The sequence below is a fragment of the Pseudomonas sp. S3(2024) genome, assembly GCF_036861315.1.
Classification (GTDB): domain Bacteria; phylum Pseudomonadota; class Gammaproteobacteria; order Pseudomonadales; family Pseudomonadaceae; genus Aquipseudomonas; species Aquipseudomonas putida_A.
In genome coordinates, this window is record NZ_JAZAQQ010000002.1 from 860388 (window position 1) to 881642 (window position 21255).

A 21255-nucleotide genomic window follows, 5' to 3' on the forward strand; every position below is an offset into this window, starting at 1 on the left:
CAGCGCTTTTGCCAACGGGAGTCTTGCATGCCGATACCGAAAACCCGCTGGGATATTTTTTGCACCGTGGTCGACAACTATGGCGACATCGGCGTGACCTGGCGTCTGGCCAGGCAACTGGTAGCCGAGCATGGGCTGGCGGTGCGCCTGTGGGTCGATGACCTGCGCGCCTTTGAACGTATCTGCCCCGAGATCGACATCCACCTGGCGCAGCAATCGCAGCAGGGCGTCGAGGTGCGGCATTGGCCGAGCGACTGGCCGCAGACGGAGGCGGCGGACGTGGTGATCGCCGCATTTGCCTGTCAGCTGCCATCGGCGTACATGGACGCCATGGCCGAGCGGCAACAGCCACCGCTGTGGATGAACCTCGATTACCTCAGCGCCGAAGACTGGGTCACCGGCTGCCACGGGTTGCCGTCAGTGAAGTACAAGTCGGTGCAGAAATTCTTTTTCTTTCCCGGATTTCAACCGGGGACGGGCGGCTTGCTGCGTGAAAACGGTCTGCTTGAGCGGCGTCGGCGATTTCAGCAGGACGCGGCTGCGCAGCGACAATTCCTGCACGGCCTGGGCGTAGATCGCGCAGCTGACGCACAGCTGATCTCGTTGTTTGCCTACGAAAATGCCGGGCTGGCCAGTTGGCTGGATGCGTTGGCGGCCGATAGCACGCCGACCCATCTGCTGGTGCCGGAAGGGCGGATTCTCGGTGACGTTGCGCGCTGGCTCGGGGTCGATGCATTGGCTGTCGGCGATCTGGATGTGCGTCAGGCGCTGACGGTGCAGGTGCTGCCGTTCGTCCGTCAGGATCAATACGATCAGTTGCTGTGGTGCTGCGACTTCAACGCGGTGCGCGGTGAAGACTCGTTCGTCCGTGCACAGTGGGCCGGGCGACCGATGCTCTGGCACATCTATCAGCAGGACGAAGACATTCACCTCGACAAGCTCGATGCCTTTCTCGCGCTCTACACCAAAGGGCTTTCCCCGGCCGCTGCTGAGGCGATGAGCGGTCTGTGGCGGGCCTGGAGTGCCGGGAAACCGATCGGCGAGCACTGGCTCCAGGTCCGTAAACACTGGCCAGAACTGCAGGAAAACGCCGAGCAATGGTGTCTGGAACAAGGCTTGCAGGCGGATCTTGCCACGGCGCTGGTACAGTTTTACCTAAATTGGATATGATACGCGGCCTAGATTTTTGTAAATCCCATCCAAATTCGGATATTCGCAATGAAAACTGGTAAAGAACTCAAACCCGGTACCGTGATCCGTATCGACAACGATCCTTGGCTGGTTCAGAAAGCTGAATTCACCAAGTCGGGCCGTAACAGCGCGATCATGAAGACCAAGCTGAAGAACCTGCTGACCGGTTACAAGACCGAAACCGTTTACGGTGCGGACGACAAGCTGGACGACGTGATCCTCGACCGCAAAGAAGCGACCCTGTCCTTCATCAGCGGCGACACCTACACGTTCATGGACACCACTGACTACACCATGTACGAACTGAACGCCGAAGACATCGAAAGCGTTCTGCCTTTCGTTGAAGAAGGCATGACCGACGTTTGTGAAGCCGTGTTCTTCGAAGAGCGTCTGGTTTCCGTAGAACTGCCGACCACCATCGTGCGTCAGGTTGACTACACCGAAGGTTCCGCTCGCGGTGACACTTCCGGCAAGGTGATGAAGCCTGCCAAACTGAAGAACGGTACCGAGCTGTCGGTTGCTGACTTCATCGAAATCGGCGACATGATCGAGATCGATACCCGCGAAGGCGGTTCCTACAAAGGCCGTGCCAAATAAGCACTGCTTTTTACGGAAAGAAAAAGCCCGACCATTGAGTCGGGCTTTTTTGTGCCTGCGATTCCACGTCTACCACCGAACCCTGTGGGAGCGAGCTTGCTCGCGAATAGGCCCGGTCAGACAACCTGTGTGTTGAATGACACAAAGCATTCGCGAGCAAGCCCGCTCCCACAGTGGATTGGTGTTGTTCTCAAACGGTGGTGTGCAGGCGTACGTCAACGTTGCCACGGGTGGCGTTGGAGTACGGGCAGACCTGGTGCGCCGCGTCGACCAGTGTCTGCGCGTCGGCTTGTTCCAGACCCGGCAGGCTGATGTGCAGGTCAATGTCCAGACCGAAGCCGCCAGGGATCTGGCCGATACCGACATGAGCGGTGATCGAGGCGTCGTCCGGGATCTTGCGTTTGGTCTGGCTGGCGACGAATTTCAGCGCGCCGATGAAGCAGGCGGAGTAACCGGCAGCGAACAGTTGCTCAGGGTTGGTCGCTGCGCCGCCGGCACCGCCGAGTTCTTTCGGGGTAGCGAGTTTGACGTCGAGGATGTTGTCGCTGGAGATCGCACGACCATCACGGCCGCCAGTGGAGGTTGCGATTGCAGTGTAGAGAGTTTGCATGGTGTGGGCCTCGTTGGGTGTCTGTTTTTGCGCTAATTGTTTGCGCGCTAAGTAAGTGCGAGAGGAATGTAGCTCGCTAATGTTTAGTGCGCAAGATAATTTTCTGAAAAATATACGCTTCGACGAAGGACTGGTTCGTTTGGTTAGCCTGGAAGGCGCGGTTTAGAGAGGATGGCGGGAAGGTCAGGCGTGGAAAAATATTTTTCAGACAACGAAATTACCTGTAGGAGTGAGCCTGCTCGCGATAGCGGTGCAGCAGTCAACACGATGGCGGCGCGTTCACCGCTATCGCGAGCGGGCTCACTCCTACAGTGGAACAGTGGCGGGCTCAGGCCAAACTGTTTTGCAGATGGTTGCGCAGGGCTTGCAACTCAGATTGAAGCTTCTGCAGGCGTTCGAGGGTGAAACCACTGGCGCCGAGGATGCATTGTGGAATGGTTTGCGCCTTGTCGCGCAGTGCTCGACCTTGCTCGGTCAACTCGACAATCACCACACGCTCATCTTCACGACTGCGCGTGCGGCTGAGCAAGCCTTCACCTTCCAGCCGTTTGAGCAACGGTGTCAGCGAGCCTGGATCGGTAAGCAACCGCGTACTGATTTCGCCCACGGTCAAACCATCCTTTTCCCACAGAACCATCATCGCCAGATACTGCGGATAGGTCAGGCCCAGCGCTTGCAGCAGCGGCTTGTAGACCTTGGTCATCATCAGTGAAGTGGAATGCAGGGCGAAGCACGCCTGATTGTCGAGCAGCAGGTCGTCGCAGGTGTCGCGTTCGGTGGTCATGGCAAAGCCTTGTTCGGTGATAGGCTTGAATCTAGCGCCCGAATGTTTAATGCGCCAGATAATTATCCAGGATCTAGTGTCGGCCCAGCTCGCGTTGCAGCGCCAGATCCCACGGTGGCACCGGGCTGAAGCGGGTCTTGAGGTATTCCAGAAGCAGACGGCTGCGCGAATGGGTCTGCTGTTCCATGCGCAGTGCATAGATGCCGGTGCTCTCTGGTTGCGGCAGGCCGTTCTCGCAGAACAGCGGCAGCAGTTCGCTGCGCAGCAGGTATTCGCTGGCCAGCCAGGTCGGCAAATGCGCGATGCCCAGCCCGGCCAGAGCACCGCACACCAGCGCTTCGGCATTGTTGGCGCTCATGCGGATGCGCGCGGGGCGATGCAGTTGCATTTGCCCGTCCAGTTCGAAGCGCCAGGCGAAGGGCGGGGCGAGACCTTCCCAATCCAGCCCGTCATGTTCACTCAACTGCGCGGGATGGCGCGGTGCGCCACGGCGTTTGAGGTAGTCGGGGCTGGCGCAGGCAATGCGCACCATGCTCGCCAGCGGCGTGGCGACCAGCCGCGTATCGGCCATTTGCCCGGCGCGCAGCACCAGATCGACTTTGCCCAGATTCGAGCCGTGCATGTCGATGAAGCTGTCGATCAGGTGCAACTGCACGTCCAGGCCCGGGTACAGCACCAGAAAGTCAGCGATGACCGGCGCGAGATGGCGGCGACCAAAAGCGGCCGGGGCATCGATGCGGATCAAGCCTTCCGGCGCACTGCTCAACGACACCGCTTCGGCGCGGGCCAGTTGCAGCTCGCTGACGATGCGTCGCGCCCGCTCGGCAAACGCCAGACCCGCCGGGGTTGCCCGCACAGCGTGGGTGCTGCGGATGAACAATTGGCTGCCGACCGCGCTTTCCAGGCTGTCGATGCGCCGCGCGACGGCGGAAGGCGTCAGCGGATGACGACGGGAAGCCGCAGAAAAACTGCCACTCTCCAGCACATCGAGAAACAGCCCGAGCTGTTCGGTCAACTGATTGGGATTCATGAGTGTTTCGGTGCTTGTGCGAAATTGGCATAGCCATTGTGCGTTGCTGTGCGTTTCCCCGCCAGCCTCTACTGCGTAGGATGAATCGCCTGACGGATGAGGAAATCGTTGTGATCGAGTTTTTGTTGTACCTGCTGTTTGGCGCCGCCCTGGGGACACTGGGCGGGATCTTCGGCATCGGCGGTGGTTTGATCGCCATCCCGCTGCTGGGCGTGTGGTTTGGCCTCGATCAGCAGATCGCCCAAGGCACGGCGCTGGTGATGGTGGTGCCGAACGTGATGCTGGCGCTGTGGCGCTATCATCAGCGCAATCGCATCGAGCTGCGTCATGCGCTGCCGTTGGCGGTCATGGGTTTTTGCTTTGCGTGGATCGGTTCGATCTGGGCCGTGGGCATCGATGCGCAAACCATGCGTATCGGTTTTGTCGTGTTCCTTGTGGTGCTCTCGGCATACAACCTGCTGAAGATGTTCGGCAAGAAAACCGCCGTGACCTCCGAAATGCGTTACTCATGGCCATGGCTCGGTGTTTTGGGCGCAGCGTCCGGGACCATGGGCGGTTTGTTCGGTGTCGGCGGGGCCGTGGTGGCGACGCCAGTGCTGACCAGTCTGTTCGGCACCAGCCAAGTGGTTGCCCAGGGCCTGTCGCTGGCGTTGGCATTGCCGAGCACCGGCGTGACCTTGGTGACGTACGCGGTGCATCACGAAGTGGACTGGATGATCGGCTTGCCGCTGGCCATCGGCGGTCTGGCCAGCATCAGTTGGGGGGTGAAAGTCGCCCACGCCATGCCGGAAAGGCTCCTGCGCGGGCTGTTCTGCGGTTTTCTGGTGCTGTGCGCGGTGATGCTCGCGTTTAAAGTTTGAAGCCTTCGACGATGTGCTCGGCCAGGCATTCGGTGATCGGCGACGGATTGTTCAGGTTGCGGATCAACATGATACTGGCCTCAGGCAACAGCGGCAGATCCTCGGCGGCGCCGAGAATGCGCATGTCCGGGGTGATCAGGCTTTCCAGTTGCGCGGTGATCGCCAGACCTGCGCTCACCACCGCCATCAGCGCCGACAGGCTGGTGCTGTTGTAGGCGATGCGGTAGTCGCGGCCCATCGCGTCCAGCGCATTGCACGCCCACAAACGGCAGAAGCAATCACTGTTGAACATCGCCAGCGGCAACGGCGTCTGCTCATGGGCGCTGAAATTCTGCGCCTCGGCCCAGACGAAACGCTCCTTGCGCAGCAACTGACCGATCTCGTTGCCCGGCTCCCGGGTGACAATCGACAAGTCCAGATCGGTGCGCTGCAACAGCTGTTTGCTGGATTCGCAGTGCACTTCAATCTGGATCAGCGGGTAGAACTGAGCGAACCTCGAGAGGATCCCCGGCAGAAACCGCATCACGTAATCGTCCGGCGTACCGATGCGCACGGTGCCGACCATGTGCGGCTCGCGCAGCGTGTTGAACACTTCGCTGTGCAATTTCAGGATGCGTCGCGCATAACCCAACAGCACCTGGCCTTCGGCGGTCAGACGTACCTGGCGGCCGTCGCGCTCGAATAGCTGGCGTTGCAGCACATCTTCTTCGAGGCGCTTCATCTGCATGCTCACCGCCGATTGCGTGCGGTTGACCATTTCGCCGGCGCGGGTAAACCCGCCTTGATCGGCAATCGCGACGAAGGTGCGCAGGACATCGGTATCGATACTGGGGTAGGCCGACAATTGATGAATCTCCGTGATGAATGCCATCAGAAACATTCGTTGGATTGATCTTAGCGCCAGCGCGAGACTTGAGCCATCCACATGGAGGGCAACACGATGAAAGGTCAACGAGAGTATGTAGACGACACAAAATTTTCCGGCCACGGCCATATCGTTTCCGACCTGCTGCACAAGTTTAGCCGCTGGTACGAACTGCACCGTGAGCGTGAGTTGCTTGCCAGCCTGAGCGACGAAGCGCTGAAGGACATCGGGGTCAGCCGTGCCGACGTCGAACACGAGGCCATCCGGCCGTTCTGGGACGATCCGATGCATAAATGATCAGGGCCTTACTACACAAACCACTTTCAGGTGAGGTAGGTTGCGAGCAGACAAGGAGATGTTCATGCCCGCGACTCTGGCCTTTTCCCTCAAACAGGCGCGACGTCTGGCGCTGGCTGCCCAAGGGTTCAACGGGCGCCAGCCGCCGACCGTCAAGGCGCCGCAACTCAACCGGCTGATCGAACGGCTGGGGCTGTTGCAGATCGACTCCGTCAACGCCGTGGTGCGCTCGCACTATCTGCCGCTGTTTTCCCGTCTGGGTTCCTATTCTTCCGATCTGCTCGACCAGGCTGCCTGGAGTTCGGGCCGTCGGCGCACGCTGTTCGAATACTGGGGCCACGAAGCGTCGTTGCTGCCGCTGGCGATGTATCCGTTGATGGGGTGGCGGATGCAGCGGGCCAGAACTGGCAGAGACATCTATCAGCAACTGGCGAAGTTTGGTCTTGAGCAGCAGGACGTCGTGCGCCGGGTTTTAAGCGCGGTTGAGGCGCGCGGTGCATTGGGCGCCGGCAGTCTGTCGACCCGCGAGGACAAGGCCGGGCAATGGTGGGACTGGAGCGCGGAAAAGCATGCGCTGGAATGGTTGTTCGCCGCCGGTGAAGTGACCGTCGCCGGCCGCCGCGGTTTTGAGCGTTTGTATGATTTGCCGGAGCGGGTAATCCCGACGTCGATTCTGCAGCAGCCGTTGCCGGATGAAGCCGAAGCACAACGTGGTTTGCTGCTGCACGCGGCCCAGGCACTGGGCGTCGGCACGGAAAAGGATCTGCGCGATTATTTCCGCTTGAACCCTGGCGATGCGCGCCCGCGTCTGGCGGAGCTGGTCGAGGACGGGCAATTGCAGACCTGCGAAGTCGCTGGCTGGCGACAGATCGCCTACTGCCTGCCGCAGCCGAAAGTCCCGCGCAAAGTTGTCGCCAGTGCGCTGTTGTCACCGTTCGACTCGCTGATCTGGGAGCGCAGTCGTACCGAGCGGCTGTTCGATTTTCGCTATCGGCTGGAGATTTATACGCCGCAGGACAAGCGGGTCTACGGCTATTACGTGTTGCCGTTTCTGCACAATGAGCGGATTGCCGCGCGGGTCGATCTGCGCGCCGAGCGGGCGTCGGGACGATTGGCGGTGCATGCAGTGCACGAGGAAGAGCCGGGGCTGGACGAAGAGGGGATGCTGGCGCTGGCGTTGAATTTGCGGCAGATGGCCGATTGGCTGGGGCTTGCGCGAGTGCAGCTTAATTGTCAGCGCGAGAGTGCGGGGCGGTTGCGGGTGGCATTGGCTGAAGTCTGTAGTGACTGAGCTGGCCTCTTCGCGAACAGGCTCGCTCCCACATGGGTTTTGTGTACGACACAGATCCAGTGTGGGAGCGGGCTTGCTCGCGAAGGCGGCCTGCCCGACGCTAAAAATCTGACTGATTCAGCGGCGGACTTGTTTCAGGGTTTCCGCGATCAAAAACGCCAGTTCCAGCGACTGATCGGCATTCATCCGCGGGTCACAGTGGGTGTGATAACGATCCGACAACCCGTCTTCAGTGATCGGCCGCGCACCACCGATGCACTCGGTGACATTCTGCCCGGTCATCTCGATATGAATCCCGCCGGCATAAGTGCCTTCGGCTTCATGCACCTGGAAGAATTGCTTCACCTCACCCAGGATCTGCGCGAAGTCGCGGGTCTTGTAGCCGCTGCTGGCCTTGATGGTGTTGCCATGCATCGGGTCGGAGCTCCACAGCACCTGTTTGCCCTCACGCTGCACCGCGCGGATCAGCGCCGGCAGGTGATCGCCGACCTTGTTCGCGCCCATCCGCGCAATCAGGTTCAGGCGCCCCGGATCGTTGTCCGGGTTGAGCACGTCGATCAGGCGAATCAGATCATCCGGGTTCATGCTCGGGCCGACTTTCACCCCGATCGGGTTGTTCACCCCGCGCAGGAATTCGACGTGAGCGCCGTCGAGCTGACGGGTGCGGTCGCCGATCCACAGCATGTGCGCCGAGCAATCGTAGTAATCGTTGGTCAGGCTGTCGCGACGCACGAAGGCTTCTTCGTAGTTCAGCAGCAGCGCTTCGTGGGCAGTGAAGAAACTGGTTTCGCGCAGTTGCGGCGAGCTGTCCATGCCACAGGCGCGCATGAACGCCAGGGTTTCATCGATGCGGTCGGCGAGGTGGCTGTACTTCTCGGCCAGTGCCGAGTTGGCGATGAAGTCCAGGTTCCACTTGTGCACTTGATGCAAATCGGCAAAACCGCCCTGGGCGAAGGCGCGCAACAGGTTCAGGGTGGCGGTGGACTGGTGGTACGACTGCAGCAGGCGCTCCGGATCCGGCACGCGGCTCTTTTCGTCGAAGCCGATACCGTTGACGATGTCGCCACGGTAGGCCGGCAGGGTCACGCCGTCGATAGTTTCATCGTTGGCCGAGCGCGGCTTGGCGAACTGGCCGGCCATGCGCCCGACCTTGACCACCGGGCAACCGGCGGCGAAGGTCATGACGATCGCCATTTGCAGCAATACTTTGAACGTGTCGCGAATCTTCGCCGCCGAGAACTCGGCAAAGCTTTCCGCGCAATCGCCGCCCTGCAGCAGGAACGCCCGGCCCTGAGTCACTTCGGCAAATTGACGGCGCAGCTCGCGTGCTTCGCCGGCAAACACCAGCGGCGGATAACTGGCCAGGGTCTGCTCGACCTGGCGCAGATGCGCCGCGTCAGGGTATTGGGGTTGTTGCTGGATCGGCAGGGCGCGCCAGCTGTCAGGGCTCCACGGTTGGCTCATCACGGTCTCTAATTGGTTCTACGCACGGGAAGCCCATGGTAGCAGTAATTAGTGCGTGACCTGCTCCCGCCCCATCACCGACAATCGTCGCTTTGCCACGGCGCCGCAGCGGTGCCATCGCGTCACCGCGCCCGGTGACCATCAGGAGACGAAATGACTGAGGAGCGCGTCGAGCTGTTGCTCGCCGAGGTACAGGATGAGTTCGGCGTGATTCGCGTGCTGGAAGTGGCCGATTACCGCTTTCTGGAATTTGGCGATGCCATCGAGCAGAGCTGCGTGTTCACCGCCGATCCGAGCTGGCTGGAATATGACTACACCCGGGCGATGCTGATTGGCGCGTTGTGCCATGAGCAACCGGAGAGCGCACTGTTTCTCGGCCTCGGTGCCGGCACGCTGACCCAGGCCTGCCTCAAGTTCCTGCCGCTGGAAGATGTCGAAGCCATCGAACTGCGTCCGGACGTGCCGCGCCTGGCGATCGAATACCTGGGGCTGGATGACGATCCGCGCTTGTACATTCGAGTCGGCGATGCGCTGGAGTTGCTGCCGACGGCCGAGCCTGCGGATCTGATCTTTGTCGATCTGTACACCGATGTCGGCCCGGGTGTCGGGCACCTGGCCTGGAGTTTTCTCGGCGACTGTCAGAAGCGTCTGAACCCGGGCGGCTGGCTGGTGATCAACCAGTGGGCCACCGATGATGGCAAACCGTTGGGCGCGGCGTTGCTGCGCGGACTCTATCACCGGCATTACTGGGAGCTGCCGGTGAAGGAGGGCAATGTGATTCTGATTGTGCCGGCGGATCTCGATCAGGAGCTGGACATGCAGGCGCTGACCGCCCGCGCCGAAGTGCTGGCGCCACGGCTGGGTTATTCGCTGCAGTCGTTGATCAAGGCGATTCGCCCGGCGACATGAGTTGCCAGTGATGGCCCCTTCGCGAGCAGGCTCGCTCCCACATGGGTCCTGTGGCACTCACACAATTTTCTGTGGGAGCGAGCCTGCTCGCGAAGAGGGCCTGATAACCCGCGAATATTTCAGATCCCTTTGAAGATGCCCGGGCGCCGCTCCACCAGCGACCTCACCCCCTCCTTGGCATCCTCACTCCCCATCAACTTTTTCACCAGTGCCGGCAACCCCTGCGCCGCCGCCGTCTCGCCTTCATACCGCGCCTGGCGCGCCGACATCAGCGTTGCCTGCACCCCCAACGGTGCCTGCCGGGCAATCCGTTCGGCCAGTTCGATCGCCCGCGGCAACAGATCCTCACTGGCCATCACTTCCTGCACCAAACCCAGATGCAACGCATCGTGGGCATCAAACTCATCGCCGGTCAGCAACCAGCGCATCGCGTTGCCCCAACCGGCCACTTGGTGAAAGCGCAATGTCGCGCCCCCAAACGGAAAAATCCCCCGCTGCACTTCCATTTGCGCGAAGCGGGTATTGCTCGCGCACAGGTTGATATCCGCGGCCAGCATCAACTCGATACCGATGGTCAGGCAGTAGCCCTGCGCGGCGACAATGACCGGTTTGCTGACCCGTGGACCAACGAAAACACCCCATGGGTCGCAACCACCGGTCGGAACCTGCCAGCCTTCGGCGAGGGCGGCGCTGGCGTTGAGCAGATCCAGACCGGCGGTAAAGTGTTCGCCATGCCCGAACACCACCGCCACCCGCGCCTCGCTGTCGGCCTCGAACTCGCCGTAGGCCAGGCTCAAGTCATTGAGCAGATCGAGGTCGAAGGCGTTGCGTTTGGCGGCCCGGTCGAGGCCGATCAAGTGGATATGACCTCGACGTTCACGGCTGACGCGGCCGGGGCAGGGCTGATTCATGGAGAAATCCTCGGGCGGGAAGGGCGGGTGCAGCGACGGTATGCCGCACATCGATGAATCGTTTAAGCGTCATCACCCGCAGGGCCGGGCCTTTGCAAAATAGACCTTTGCACGATTATCCGCAAAACCCCGTTACACAGCGGTGACACACCGATTCAGGCGATAAAAAAAGCTCCCTTTTTGGGCAAATTCCGGTATAGTGCGCGCCGGCCTTTAACCGGGCCGCGTTTAGGTAGCGCAATTCCCCGAAGTCAGCTTCGGCTGCATGTCCGCACTGCGGGCTCTTCCTTGACGATTCTTTTTCATTCATACGTTTTCGCAAATCCCCGCCGACAAAGCTGCCAGGGCGACTCTTGAGTCTCAACACGGCATGTGCAGCTTTGGAGCATGGGTCTTTGCGGATGCACTTAGAGGCAGACCCATGACCCAGGAAATCGGCGGCTTCGCCGCTCTTGAACTTCATCCCAATATTGTCGCTGCAGTAGTCGCTACCGGCTATGAAGAGCCTTCGGCCATTCAGCAGCAGTCGATCCCGATCATCCTCGCCGGTCACGATATGATTGGTCAGGCGCAAACCGGTACCGGTAAAACCGCTGCCTTTGCCCTGCCTATCCTGCACCGCATTGATCCGTCCAAGCGCGAGCCGCAAGCTCTGATCCTGGCCCCAACTCGTGAGTTGGCGCTACAAGTTGCAACCGCTTTCGAAACTTACGCCAAGCAAATGCCGGGCGTAACTGTTGTGGCTGTCTACGGCGGCGCGCCGATGGGCCCACAATTGAAAGCAATCCGTAATGGCGCGCAGATCGTTGTCGCCACTCCGGGCCGTCTGTGCGACCACCTGCGTCGCGACGAAAAAGTCCTCGCTACCGTGAACCACCTGGTTCTGGACGAAGCAGACGAAATGCTCAAACTCGGTTTCATGGACGACCTGGAAGTGATCTTCAAGGCCATGCCGGAAACCCGTCAGACCGTATTGTTCTCGGCAACCCTGCCGCAGTCGATCCGTGCCATCGCCGAGCGCCACCTGCGCGATCCGAAGCACGTGAAGATCCAGAGCAAGACCCAGACCGTTACCGCGATCGAACAGGCTCACCTGTTGGTTCACGCTGACCAGAAGACCTCCGCCGTTCTCAGCTTGCTGGAAGTGGAAGACTTCGACGCGCTGATCATGTTCGTGCGCACCAAGCAAGCGACCCTGGATCTGGCCAGTGCCCTCGACGCCAAAGGCTACAAGGCCGCTGCGCTGAACGGTGACATCGCCCAGAACCAGCGTGAACGCGTCATCGACTCGCTGAAAGATGGCCGCCTGGACATCGTTGTCGCGACCGACGTGGCTGCCCGTGGTCTGGACGTTCCGCGCATCACCCACGTATTCAACGTGGACATGCCGTACGACCCGGAATCCTACGTGCACCGTATCGGCCGTACCGGCCGTGCCGGTCGCGAAGGTCGCGCACTGCTGCTGGTGACTCCACGTGAGCGCCGCATGCTGCAAGTGATCGAGCGTGTCACCGGTCAGAAGGTTGCCGAAGTGCGTCTGCCGGACGCTCAGGCCGTTCTCGATGCACGCATCAAGAAACTGACCAACAGCTTGTCGCCGCTGGTCGCTGATGCTGAGTCGACTCACGGCGAACTGCTGGATCGCCTGACCGCTGACATCGGTTGCACCCCGCGTGCCCTGGCTGCAGCTCTGCTGCGCAAGGCGACCAACGGTCAAGCGCTGAACCTGGCGGCGATCGAGAAGGAACGCCCACTGGTGCCGAACAATGCACCGCGTGGCGACCGTCCTGAGCGTTCCGGTGATCGTCCTGAGCGTGGTGACCGCGAGCGTCGCGCGCCAATGCCTCTGGGCGAAGGTCGTGCCCGTTGCCGTACCGCGCTGGGTGCGCGTGACGGTATCGCCGCCAAAAACCTGCTGGGCGCCATCCTCAACGAAGGTGGTCTGGCCCGCGAAGCGATCGGTCGCATCCAGGTGCGTGACAGCTTCAGCCTCGTCGAGCTGCCGGAAGATGGTCTGGACAAACTCCTGACCAAGCTGAAGGACACTCGCGTCGCTGGCAAGCAGCTGAAACTGCGTCGCTACCGCGAAGATTGATCCGCCCTTGGGCTGATTGATCGAACATGAAAAATCCCCGACCGGTTCGGGGATTTTTTTTGCCTGCTTTTTACCTCGCCCCACAACCCTGTGGGAGCTGGCTTGCCAGCGATGACGTCAGCCGAAACGATAGATATCCATACCCAGTGCACCCATCGTGAAGCCTTTATGCGCTACGCGGAACTCACCTCCCGCACCACGGGCAAAATACAGCGGCAGCAAATGCTCCTCACTCGGATGGCTGCGCACCGCATTGGGCGCCTGCTGACGATAATCGTGCAGTGCCGCCTCATCGTCGGTCGCCAGCTTGTCGATCATCCAGTCACGGAAGTCCCGTGCCCACGGCTCGACGCTTTCCGGGCCGGCGTGCCAGTCCAGTTCGCGCAGGTTGTGGGTGATGCTGCCGGAGCCGATCAGCAGAATGCCCTGCTCGCGCAGACTCGCCAGCGCTTGTCCGACACGGGTTTGCAATACCGGGCCGCCGCGACTCGGCAGCGACACCTGCACCACCGGAATATCCGCCTGCGGGTACATCAGCGACAGCGGCACCCAGACGCCGTGATCGAACGGTCGTTGCGGATCGAGGCGTGCCGGCAGATGCGCGGCGTCAAGCAATTCAGCCACTTCGGCTGCCAGTTGCGGATTGCCCGGTGCCGGGTACTGCACTTCGAAAAGGGCACGCGGGAAGCCGCCGAAGTCATGCCAGGTTTCCGGACGAGGATTGCTGCTGACCAGCAGTTCCTGGCTTTCCCAGTGGGCAGAGACGATCACGATGGCTTTCGGCCGCGGCAATTCGGCCGCCAGACGCGCCAGCGCCGGGCCACTGGCACCGGGCTCCAGCGCCAGCATCGGTGAGCCGTGGGAGATAAACAGGCTGGGAAACATGGAAAGGTTCCTGAGCGGTAAGATGGCCTCATCTTCAGTCAGATCATTGATCTAAATCTAATATAAGTTTTAACGCCTTTTGATCGAATTTTTTGGGGTGATGCATGCAGCCTGAGTTTTGGCACAAGAAGTGGGAATCCAATCAGATCGGCTTTCACCTGCCTGAGGTGAACCCGTATTTGCAGCGGCACTGGCCGCAACTGGCGATCCCGGCCCAGACCCGGGTGCTGGTGCCGCTGTGCGGGAAAAGCCTGGATCTGCTGTGGCTGGCCGGGCGCGGGCATCAGGTGCTCGGAGTCGAGCTGTCGCTGAAGGCCGTCGAGGATTTTTTCAGTGAGCATCAGGTAACGCCGCAGGTCAGTGCCAAGGGGCCGTTCAAAGTCTATCGCGCCGATTCCATCGAGTTGTGGTGCGGTGATTTCTTTGCGCTGACAGCCGACGATGTAGCGGATTGCGCGGCGTTGTACGACCGGGCAGCGCTGATTGCCTTGCCGGCTCCGATGCGTGAGCGCTATGCGGCGCATTTGCAGCAGATCCTGCCGCAAAGTGTGCAAGGGTTGTTGATCACCCTAGATTACGATCAGGCGCAGATGTCCGGGCCACCGTTTGCGGTGGGGGATGATGAGGTGCAGCGGTTGCTGGGCGAAGTCTGGCAGGTGCAGGTGCTTGAGGAGCAGGATGTGCTGGCGGAGAGTGTCAGGTTCCTGCAGGCGGGCGTGACGCGGTTGGAGGAGCGGGCTTATCGGGTTTCTGACCAATAGTTTTGTATCGGCATTAACGGCCTCTTCGCGAGCAAGCCCGCTCCCACAGTGATCCGTGTTGAATCAGAAATCCAGAGAACACCACAGAACCCTGTGGGAGGGGGCTTGCTCCCGAAGAGGCCAGAACAGGCAACCCATAATCCCGCGCACAAAAAAAGGCCCGCATCGCTGCGGGCCTTTTCGTTACTGCGCCAAACCGATCAACCGCGACGACGCAGCGCGTCGATACGCTCTTCCAGCGGCGGGTGGCTCATGAACATGCGGGCAAAGCCCTGTTTGATGCCGCCGTTGATGCCGAAGGCGTTCAGGGTGTCCGGCATATGCACCGGCAGGCCCTGTTCGGCGCGCAGGCGTTGCAGGGCACCGATCATCGCATTGGTACCGGCCAGACGTGCGCCGGCTTCGTCGGCACGGAATTCGCGTTTGCGCGAGAACCACATGACGATGGCGCTGGCGAGAATGCCCAGTACCAGTTCGGCGAAGATCGTCGCCACGTAGTAGGCGATGCCCTGGCCTTCTTCGTTCTTGAAGATCACCTTGTCGACGAAGTTGCCGATGATCCGCGCGAAGAACATCACAAAGGTGTTCACCACGCCCTGGATCAGCGCCAGGGTGACCATGTCACCGTTGGCCACGTGACCGATTTCGTGGGCCAGAACGGCTTTCACTTCATCTGGCGAAAAACGTTCGAGCAGGCCCTGACTGACCGCGACCAGCGCGTCGTTCTTGTTCCAGCCGGTGGCGAAGGCGTTTGCTTCGTAGGCCGGGAAAATACCGACTTCGGGCATCTTGATCCCGGCTTCGCGGGACAGTTGCTCGACGGTTTGCAGCAGCCATTGCTCATGCCGGGTACGTGGCTGGCTGATGATCTGGGTGCTGGTGCTCATCTTCGCCATCCACTTGGAGATGAACAGCGAGAACAGTGAACCGGCGAAACCAAAGACCGCACAGAAAACCAGCAGCTGACTGAGGTTGAGATCAACCCCGTTGGCCGCCATGAACCCGTTGAAGCCGAACAGGCTCAGGGTGATGCTGGCTATCAGCACGACCGCCAGGTTAGTGGCCAAAAACAGCAGGATGCGCATCATGGTTGTAGAAATCTCCTCAAGCTAAAGATGTAGCGTACTGCGGGGTATATAAGGTGCGGCACCGGGTGATTCAACCGAGTGACTATTTCAAACTGTGTCCTACAGCGGATTCCCGAGTCTGCAGGTCATTGCCCACGGCCAAAACCGAAAGGGATGACAGCCAGCCGCTACCCGCCGCCACTGCGCCAGAGGCGGGTGGGCCCTATGAATCGCAAGTGTAGAAGGCGCAGCGAGGCGGGGAGAGCAGAAGTGTTGCTGAATCAGACAGTGCGCAACGTTCGGGCCGTTGCGCACCGTTGTCCGGTTACTGGCGGTAGGACTTGAGGAAGTTGCCGATGCGGCCGATGGCCATCTCGAGATCGTCGACGCGGGGCAGGGTCACCACGCGGAAGTGATCCGGCCACGGCCAGTTGAAGGCCGTGCCTTGCACCACCAGCAGCTTCTCGGAGAGCAGCAGGTCGAGGACGAATTTTTCGTCGTTGTGGATCGGGCAGACTTTCGGGTCGATCCGCGGGAACGCATACAGCGCACCCATCGGCTTGACGCAGCTGACACCCGGAATGTCGTTGAGCAGCTCCCAGGTACGGTTGCGCTGCTCCAGCAGACGACCTTGCGGCAGCACTAGGTCATTGATGCTCTGATAACCGCCGAGGGCGGTCTGAATCGCATGCTGACTCGGGACGTTGGCACACAGGCGCATATTGGCCAGCATGTCGATGCCTTCGATGTAGCTCTGGGCATTGTGTTTCGGCCCGGAGATAGCGATCCAGCCGGAGCGGAAACCCGCCACGCGGTAGGATTTCGACAGACCGTTGAAGGTCAGGCACAGCAGGTCCGGCGCCAGCGAAGCGGTGCAGATGTGCACGGCGTCGTCGTAGAGGATCTTGTCGTAGATCTCGTCGGAGAACACCACCAGGTTGTGCGCGCGGGCGATTTCCAGCATGCCCAGCAGTACTTCCTTCGAGTACACCGCACCGGTCGGGTTGTTCGGGTTGATGATCACCATGGCTTTGGTGTTCGGGGTGATTTTGGCCTTGATGTCGGCCAGATCAGGGAACCAGTCGGCACCCTCGTCGCACAGGTAGTGCACGGCGTTACCGCCGGCCAGGCTCACGGCGGCGGTCCACAGCGGGTAGTCCGGTGCCGGCACCAGCACTTCGTCGCCATTGTTGAGCAGCGCCTGCAACGACATCACGATCAGCTCGGACACGCCGTTGCCCAGGTAGATGTCTTCAATGCCGACACCTTCCACATTCTTTTGCTGGTAGTACTGCATCACCGCTTTACGGGCGCTGAACAGGCCTTTGGAATCGCTGTAGCCTTGGGCGGTTGGCAGATTGCGGATCACGTCCTGGAGAATTTCGTCCGGCGCTTCGAAACCAAACGGTGCCGGGTTGCCGATGTTCAGCTTGAGGATGCGCTGGCCTTCCTCCTCCAGACGTTTGGCGTGCTTGAGCACCGGGCCGCGAATGTCGTAGCAGACGTTGGCGAGCTTGTTCGATTTGCTGAACTGCATGGCGATGTGATCCCGAAAATGAACGATCCAGACGGCGGATGGCCAACCGTACTGGGATTCCTGCGTCTTCGCACAGGCGGAGTCTTGCGCCGTGGCGCCGAGAATCCGTTTGAATGCGCCCGGTCTGGCTGCCAGACTGGCGTGTGACGAGGCGCAATCATACGTGCCACCCGATCCGTGGAAAAGGTACAGATCGGGCTTTTTCAGCCGCTGAGGTGTGATGATGGAAAAGTTGGAAAAAACCCTGGAAGAATGGCGGGCGATGCTCGACCCCGAGCAGTACAACGTGTGCCGTCTCAGTGCGACCGAACGGCCGTTTTCCGGCAAATACAACGACACCAAAACCGACGGTGTCTATCACTGCGTCTGCTGCAATGAGCCGCTGTTCGACTCCACGACCAAATTCGATTCCGGCTGCGGCTGGCCGAGCTTCTACGCGCCGATCGGCGAAAGCGCCATGACCGAGATCCGCGATACCAGCCACGGCATGATCCGCACCGAGGTCAAATGCGCCCGCTGCGACGCGCATCTGGGCCACGTGTTCCCCGATGGCCCGCCACCGACTGGCTTGCGTTATTGCATCAACTCGGTGTGCCTGAATCTCGAGCCGCGCGAGTAAGCGGACAGGCGACCTGCGGGTCGCCTTTCGGATAATTAAATTGCACACAATTTAATTGCTCGCTATGTTTGGCCTTTCCCGATAACCCGCGGAGCTGACCCATGAGCGATAACCTGCTGAATATCCCTGTCACTACCATCAAGGGTGAGCAAAAGACCCTGGCCGATTTCGCCGGCAAAGCCGTTCTGGTGGTCAACACCGCCAGCAAATGCGGCTTCACTCCTCAATACAAAGGCCTGGAAGAGCTGTGGCAGACCTACAAGGATCAGGGCTTGGTGGTATTGGGATTCCCGTGCAATCAGTTCGGCAAGCAGGAGCCGGGTAACGAGGGTGCGATCAGTGAGTTCTGTGAGTTGAATTACGGCGTGAGTTTCCCGCTGTTCAAGAAGATCGACGTCAACGGGTCTGATGCGCATCCGCTGTTCGTGCAGTTGAAAAAGCGCGCTCCGGGTTTGCTCGGCTCCGAGGGCATCAAGTGGAACTTCACCAAGTTCCTGATCGGCAAGGATGGGCAACTGGTCAAGCGTTTCGCCCCGACCACCAAGCCGCAGGACATCAGCGGCGAGATCGAAGCCCTGCTCAAATGAACAGCCTGCCCGACGATTCGCTGAAGCTCGACAGTCAGTTGTGCTTCAAGTTGTACGCCGCGTCCCGGGCGGTGATTCGCGCTTACAAGCCGATGCTCGATCAACTCGGCCTGACCTACCCGCAGTACCTGGCGATGCTGGTGCTGTGGGAGTGGCAGGACAGTGCACCGGAGCAACCGACGGTCAAGGCGTTGGGCGAGCGCCTGGCGCTGGACTCCGGCACCCTGACGCCGTTGCTCAAGCGTCTTGAACAATTGCAGTGGGTGCAGCGCCAGCGTTCGGCGCGCGACGAGCGTGAAGTGCATCTGAGCCTGACCGCGCAAGGCCAAGCGCTGCGCGAGCAGGTCGGGCCGCTCAAGGCGCGGTTGTTGTGCGACAGCGGGGTGGATCTTGATCGGCTCAACGATTTGCGCAATGGCCTCGATCATCTGCTGGGGCAGATCAAAGCGCTGACGTAGCCGGCATCCACTGGTCGAGCAGGGCCGCCAGCTCTTCGCGGCGGAACGGCTTGGCCAGGTAATCGCTCATGCCGGCCGCACGGCAGCGCTCGCGTTCCTCGGACATGGCGTTGGCGGTCAGTGCGACGATCGGCAAATGCGGCCAGCGCCCGCTCTGGCGGATCTGCCGGCTCGCTTCGTAGCCGTCCATCACTGGCATGTTGCAGTCCATCAGCACCAGATCGAACTCATCGTGCTCCAGTTGATCCAGCGCCTCGGCACCGTGGGCGGCGACCACCACGTCGCAACCGAGCTTGCCGAGCATGCCTTTGGCCACCAGTTGATTGACCGGATTGTCCTCCACCAGCAGCACCTTTCCGCGCCGCCGGACCGGCTGGCTCTCGAGGCGCGCATCGTTGCTCGTGGTGACATCGGCCAGCAGAATGCGCCGCAGGATCTGGTACAGCGCGTTGCGTGCCAGCGGTCGGGCTTGTTGCTGCAATGGCGCCAGCGCGGCGGCTTCTTCGCCGGGCATGAAACTGCCATAAGCGGTTACGACGAGGATCGGTGCGCTGATGGTCGGGCGCAGACTGAACAGGCATTCCGGGCAATCGGTGATCAGCAGATCGGGTGCCAGGCCCAGCAACGGGTCATCCATGGTGCGCTGCTCATAGGTCACGCCCCACACCGGCAGCAATGTCTTGAGCAGTTCCGCCAGCCCGCTGCTGGCGGCCGTGATCGCCAGCACCTTGCCGTGCAGTGGCGGCGGCATGACCGCCCGGGTGTGACACAGCAGTGGCAGGTCGGCACAGAACTGACTGCCGAAACCGGCCTCGGAACTGATGGTCAATCGGCCTTGCATGGCCTCGCACAGGTTGTAGGTCAACGCCAGACCGAGACCGGTGCCGCCGTACTGCCGGGTGATGCCGGCACCGGCCTGGGTGAACGGCTGGAATATTTTCACCTGGGCATCCTGAGCGATGCCAATGCCGGTGTCGCAGACTTCGATGCGCACCCCGTCCTTGTGGGCGGACAGGCGCACATCGACCCGGCCGAAGCGGGTGAACTTCAGGGCATTGGACAGCAGGTTGCTGACGATTTGCCGTACCCGGGTCGGATCCCCCAGCACCAGCGCGGGGAAGTGCGGGTCGATCAGGCAAGTCAGCTCGACGCTCGGCGCGGCGTTCTGCGACAGCAGGTTGGCGGTGTCCTCGATCAGCGAGCCGAGGTCGAACGGGATGTGTTCGAGCTCCAGTTGCCCGGCATCGAACTTGGACAGGTCGAGAATATCGTTGAGCAGCTCGACCAGCACCTTGCCCGAGTCATGGGCAATCGACAGTTGCTGTTGCTGCTCGGCATTCAGCGGCCCATCGAGGGACAAGGCGATCATCCCCAGCAGGCCGTTGAGCGGGGTGCGGATCTCGTGGCTCATGTTGGCGAGGAATGCCGAGCGCGCTTCGGCCATGTCCAGTGCGGTGCTGCGAGCGACTTCCAGTTCTTCGTTGGACTGGCTGAGCCGGGTGTTGATGGCCTTGAGCTCGGCAGTGCGGGCCGAGACGATGTGCTCCAGTTGCCCGAGGTAATCGGTGAGGCGGTTTTCCGCGTTGCGCCGTTGCTGGATTTCCGTGGCGATGTTGTCGAACTGCTGGTTGGCGACTTTGACCAGTACGCCGATCTCGTCATTGGCGTGGCCGGCCGGACATTCGAGGGTGGTTGGCTCTGCGCTGCGTGCGTCACGCGCGCTGAGTTCCCGGATCAGGCGCACCAGTGGCTTGGTCAGCATCACGTAGAACAGCGCCAACAGGATCCCGGTGAGAATCAGGCTGCGGGCAAAGCCGTTGAGCAGGGTGACTTCGGCGCGGCGCAGAAACCGGCTGCCGAACGCGTAGGTATCGACCTCCAGGCTCAGCGTGCCCAGTGATTCCTCGGGCAGGTGGTCGAGGTACAGGCGGTCTTCGAACTGGCGCTTGGCACCGAACAGAAAGTCGCTGATCACCCGGTAACCGCTTTGCAGCTCCGGGCGCTTGACTTTGGCCAGGACGTTGCCGTTGTTGTCGGTCAGTTGCGCCGAGATGATCGCCGGCGAACGCAACAGGCCCAGGGTCAGTTCCTGCGCCAGTTCCGCATCGATGTTGTAGGCGATTCGCGACGCCGGATTGTGGCTGATTTCCAGCAAAGACAGGATTTCACGGTTGATGGAGGCGTCTTCACTGGCATAATCGATGCCGATTTGCAGCAGGCTGAGCAGCGTGCCCAGAACGAACCCGACCAGCACCGTGAATCTGGCTTGCTTGTATGACAGCCGGTGGGTGAATTTGATATCCATGGGGTGTTGAACCACTTCCGTTTCCCTTCGCTGCTCAAGCATAGTCGATCATGTATGGATACCGAGGTTCCCGAAGCGCCTTGTAACAAGGCTTGAACGGGGATTGAGATCTGTCTGTCGTCGCTGGATCGA

The 21255-nt window shown here is 60.7% G+C and carries 21 protein-coding genes; 11 read left to right on the top strand and 10 right to left on the bottom strand.

Annotation, left to right across the window (positions count from 1 at the left end; translation table 11 throughout):
• Positions 1 to 27: 27 nt before the first annotated feature.
• Both earP and VLA07_RS08705 read left to right on the top strand, forming a co-directional pair.
• Positions 28 to 1170 carry an elongation factor P maturation arginine rhamnosyltransferase EarP gene (gene earP / locus VLA07_RS08700; protein ID WP_103368329.1) on the top strand — a complete coding sequence of 381 codons (1143 nt, stop codon included), beginning with the start codon at positions 28 to 30 and terminating at the stop codon, positions 1168 to 1170.
• Between the two features lie 48 nt (positions 1171 to 1218).
• The gene (locus VLA07_RS08705; protein WP_003226785.1) at positions 1219 to 1788 is read left to right on the top strand and encodes an elongation factor P; all 570 of its coding nucleotides are present in this window, start codon (positions 1219 to 1221) and stop codon (positions 1786 to 1788) included.
• 190 nt (positions 1789 to 1978) lie between these two features.
• Here the strand turns inward: VLA07_RS08705 and VLA07_RS08710 are convergent, their stop codons facing one another.
• From VLA07_RS08710 to VLA07_RS08720, 3 genes are all read right to left on the bottom strand, one after another.
• Positions 1979 to 2398, bottom strand: a complete 420-nt coding sequence (locus VLA07_RS08710) for an organic hydroperoxide resistance protein (RefSeq protein ID WP_333989037.1) — start codon at positions 2396 to 2398, stop codon at positions 1979 to 1981.
• A 328-nt stretch (positions 2399 to 2726) separates the two neighbouring features.
• Entirely contained in the window at positions 2727 to 3182 is a 456-nt protein-coding gene (locus VLA07_RS08715; protein ID WP_103368328.1) for a MarR family winged helix-turn-helix transcriptional regulator, read from the bottom strand.
• Positions 3183 to 3255: 73 nt separating this feature from the next.
• The gene (locus tag VLA07_RS08720) at positions 3256 to 4212 is read right to left on the bottom strand and encodes a LysR family transcriptional regulator (RefSeq protein WP_333989038.1); all 957 of its coding nucleotides are present in this window, start codon (positions 4210 to 4212) and stop codon (positions 3256 to 3258) included.
• 110 nt (positions 4213 to 4322) lie between these two features.
• Here VLA07_RS08720 and VLA07_RS08725 point away from each other — a divergent pair, with 110 nt between their 5' ends.
• Positions 4323 to 5072 (top strand): sulfite exporter TauE/SafE family protein, encoded by a 750-nt coding sequence (locus tag VLA07_RS08725; protein WP_247268214.1) that lies wholly within the window; start codon positions 4323 to 4325, stop codon positions 5070 to 5072.
• Here VLA07_RS08725 and VLA07_RS08730 read toward each other — a convergent pair.
• Positions 5062 to 5916, bottom strand: a complete 855-nt coding sequence (locus VLA07_RS08730) for a LysR substrate-binding domain-containing protein (RefSeq protein WP_025113145.1) — start codon at positions 5914 to 5916, stop codon at positions 5062 to 5064. The genes VLA07_RS08725 and VLA07_RS08730 overlap by 11 nt on opposite strands.
• Before the next feature lie 96 nt (positions 5917 to 6012).
• On the opposite strand from VLA07_RS08730, the gene VLA07_RS08735 reads away from it, so the two are divergent.
• Both VLA07_RS08735 and VLA07_RS08740 read left to right on the top strand, forming a co-directional pair.
• The gene (locus VLA07_RS08735; protein ID WP_007964812.1) at positions 6013 to 6234 is read left to right on the top strand and encodes a DUF1127 domain-containing protein; all 222 of its coding nucleotides are present in this window, start codon (positions 6013 to 6015) and stop codon (positions 6232 to 6234) included.
• 64 nt (positions 6235 to 6298) lie between these two features.
• Positions 6299 to 7525 (top strand): winged helix-turn-helix domain-containing protein, encoded by a 1227-nt coding sequence (locus tag VLA07_RS08740; RefSeq protein ID WP_096794960.1) that lies wholly within the window; start codon positions 6299 to 6301, stop codon positions 7523 to 7525.
• Positions 7526 to 7642: 117 nt separating this feature from the next.
• Here the strand turns inward: VLA07_RS08740 and VLA07_RS08745 are convergent, their stop codons facing one another.
• Positions 7643 to 8989 carry a class II 3-deoxy-7-phosphoheptulonate synthase gene (locus tag VLA07_RS08745; RefSeq protein WP_007964815.1) on the bottom strand — a complete coding sequence of 449 codons (1347 nt, stop codon included), beginning with the start codon at positions 8987 to 8989 and terminating at the stop codon, positions 7643 to 7645.
• 153 nt (positions 8990 to 9142) lie between these two features.
• Here VLA07_RS08745 and VLA07_RS08750 point away from each other — a divergent pair, with 153 nt between their 5' ends.
• On the top strand, positions 9143 to 9898 hold the full coding sequence (locus VLA07_RS08750) for a spermidine synthase (RefSeq protein WP_027613441.1): 756 nt from the start codon (positions 9143 to 9145) through the stop codon (positions 9896 to 9898).
• Positions 9899 to 10017: 119 nt separating this feature from the next.
• On the opposite strand, the gene VLA07_RS08755 is transcribed toward VLA07_RS08750, so the two are convergent.
• Positions 10018 to 10809 carry a crotonase/enoyl-CoA hydratase family protein gene (locus tag VLA07_RS08755; RefSeq protein WP_333989039.1) on the bottom strand — a complete coding sequence of 264 codons (792 nt, stop codon included), beginning with the start codon at positions 10807 to 10809 and terminating at the stop codon, positions 10018 to 10020.
• Positions 10810 to 11230: 421 nt separating this feature from the next.
• Here VLA07_RS08755 and VLA07_RS08760 point away from each other — a divergent pair, with 421 nt between their 5' ends.
• Complete coding sequence (locus tag VLA07_RS08760; protein WP_027613439.1) at positions 11231 to 12904, top strand: DEAD/DEAH box helicase; 1674 nt, start codon at positions 11231 to 11233, stop codon at positions 12902 to 12904.
• A gap of 117 nt (positions 12905 to 13021) precedes the next feature.
• On the opposite strand, the gene VLA07_RS08765 is transcribed toward VLA07_RS08760, so the two are convergent.
• The gene (locus VLA07_RS08765; protein WP_330206484.1) at positions 13022 to 13789 is read right to left on the bottom strand and encodes a DODA-type extradiol aromatic ring-opening family dioxygenase; all 768 of its coding nucleotides are present in this window, start codon (positions 13787 to 13789) and stop codon (positions 13022 to 13024) included.
• A 104-nt stretch (positions 13790 to 13893) separates the two neighbouring features.
• Here VLA07_RS08765 and VLA07_RS08770 point away from each other — a divergent pair, with 104 nt between their 5' ends.
• The gene (locus VLA07_RS08770; RefSeq protein WP_333989040.1) at positions 13894 to 14550 is read left to right on the top strand and encodes a thiopurine S-methyltransferase; all 657 of its coding nucleotides are present in this window, start codon (positions 13894 to 13896) and stop codon (positions 14548 to 14550) included.
• 200 nt (positions 14551 to 14750) lie between these two features.
• Here VLA07_RS08770 and htpX read toward each other — a convergent pair whose 3' ends face one another.
• A complete protein-coding gene (gene htpX, locus VLA07_RS08775) occupies positions 14751 to 15638 on the bottom strand; it encodes a protease HtpX (protein ID WP_007964827.1) in 888 nt (295 codons plus the stop codon).
• A 304-nt stretch (positions 15639 to 15942) separates the two neighbouring features.
• The gene (locus VLA07_RS08780) at positions 15943 to 17154 is read right to left on the bottom strand and encodes a pyridoxal phosphate-dependent aminotransferase (protein WP_003226761.1); all 1212 of its coding nucleotides are present in this window, start codon (positions 17152 to 17154) and stop codon (positions 15943 to 15945) included.
• Positions 17155 to 17377: 223 nt separating this feature from the next.
• Between VLA07_RS08780 and msrB the strand changes: the two genes are divergently transcribed.
• From msrB to VLA07_RS08795, 3 genes are all read left to right on the top strand, one after another.
• On the top strand, positions 17378 to 17773 hold the full coding sequence (gene msrB / locus VLA07_RS08785; RefSeq protein WP_027613436.1) for a peptide-methionine (R)-S-oxide reductase MsrB: 396 nt from the start codon (positions 17378 to 17380) through the stop codon (positions 17771 to 17773).
• Positions 17774 to 17874: 101 nt separating this feature from the next.
• The gene (locus tag VLA07_RS08790; RefSeq protein WP_027613435.1) at positions 17875 to 18360 is read left to right on the top strand and encodes a glutathione peroxidase; all 486 of its coding nucleotides are present in this window, start codon (positions 17875 to 17877) and stop codon (positions 18358 to 18360) included.
• Positions 18357 to 18818 carry a MarR family winged helix-turn-helix transcriptional regulator gene (locus VLA07_RS08795; protein WP_027613434.1) on the top strand — a complete coding sequence of 154 codons (462 nt, stop codon included), beginning with the start codon at positions 18357 to 18359 and terminating at the stop codon, positions 18816 to 18818. The genes VLA07_RS08790 and VLA07_RS08795 overlap by 4 nt, the downstream gene beginning before the upstream one ends.
• On the opposite strand, the gene VLA07_RS08800 is transcribed toward VLA07_RS08795, so the two are convergent.
• On the bottom strand, positions 18802 to 21123 hold the full coding sequence (locus VLA07_RS08800) for a hybrid sensor histidine kinase/response regulator (RefSeq protein WP_333989041.1): 2322 nt from the start codon (positions 21121 to 21123) through the stop codon (positions 18802 to 18804). The genes VLA07_RS08795 and VLA07_RS08800 overlap by 17 nt on opposite strands.
• Positions 21124 to 21255 lie beyond the last annotated feature (132 nt).

Bases quoted from the DNA above. Each gene is read 5' to 3' on its own strand.
- earP (WP_103368329.1), top strand. From the start codon at position 28: ATGCCGATACCGAAAACCCGCTGGGATATTTTTTGCACCGTGGTCGAC.
- VLA07_RS08705 (WP_003226785.1), top strand. From the start codon at position 1,219: ATGAAAACTGGTAAAGAACTCAAACCCGGTACCGTGATCCGTATCGAC.
- VLA07_RS08710 (WP_333989037.1), bottom strand. From the start codon at position 2,398: ATGCAAACTCTCTACACTGCAATCGCAACCTCCACTGGCGGCCGTGAT.
- VLA07_RS08715 (WP_103368328.1), bottom strand. From the start codon at position 3,182: ATGACCACCGAACGCGACACCTGCGACGACCTGCTGCTCGACAATCAG.
- VLA07_RS08720 (WP_333989038.1), bottom strand. From the start codon at position 4,212: ATGAATCCCAATCAGTTGACCGAACAGCTCGGGCTGTTTCTCGATGTG.
- VLA07_RS08735 (WP_007964812.1), top strand. From the start codon at position 6,013: ATGAAAGGTCAACGAGAGTATGTAGACGACACAAAATTTTCCGGCCAC.
- VLA07_RS08740 (WP_096794960.1), top strand. From the start codon at position 6,299: ATGCCCGCGACTCTGGCCTTTTCCCTCAAACAGGCGCGACGTCTGGCG.
- VLA07_RS08745 (WP_007964815.1), bottom strand. From the start codon at position 8,989: ATGAGCCAACCGTGGAGCCCTGACAGCTGGCGCGCCCTGCCGATCCAG.
- VLA07_RS08750 (WP_027613441.1), top strand. From the start codon at position 9,143: ATGACTGAGGAGCGCGTCGAGCTGTTGCTCGCCGAGGTACAGGATGAG.
- VLA07_RS08755 (WP_333989039.1), bottom strand. From the start codon at position 10,809: ATGAATCAGCCCTGCCCCGGCCGCGTCAGCCGTGAACGTCGAGGTCAT.
- VLA07_RS08760 (WP_027613439.1), top strand. From the start codon at position 11,231: ATGACCCAGGAAATCGGCGGCTTCGCCGCTCTTGAACTTCATCCCAAT.
- VLA07_RS08765 (WP_330206484.1), bottom strand. From the start codon at position 13,789: ATGTTTCCCAGCCTGTTTATCTCCCACGGCTCACCGATGCTGGCGCTG.
- VLA07_RS08770 (WP_333989040.1), top strand. From the start codon at position 13,894: ATGCAGCCTGAGTTTTGGCACAAGAAGTGGGAATCCAATCAGATCGGC.
- htpX (WP_007964827.1), bottom strand. From the start codon at position 15,638: ATGATGCGCATCCTGCTGTTTTTGGCCACTAACCTGGCGGTCGTGCTG.
- VLA07_RS08780 (WP_003226761.1), bottom strand. From the start codon at position 17,154: ATGCAGTTCAGCAAATCGAACAAGCTCGCCAACGTCTGCTACGACATT.
- msrB (WP_027613436.1), top strand. From the start codon at position 17,378: ATGGAAAAGTTGGAAAAAACCCTGGAAGAATGGCGGGCGATGCTCGAC.
- VLA07_RS08790 (WP_027613435.1), top strand. From the start codon at position 17,875: ATGAGCGATAACCTGCTGAATATCCCTGTCACTACCATCAAGGGTGAG.
- VLA07_RS08795 (WP_027613434.1), top strand. From the start codon at position 18,357: ATGAACAGCCTGCCCGACGATTCGCTGAAGCTCGACAGTCAGTTGTGC.
- VLA07_RS08800 (WP_333989041.1), bottom strand. From the start codon at position 21,123: ATGGATATCAAATTCACCCACCGGCTGTCATACAAGCAAGCCAGATTC.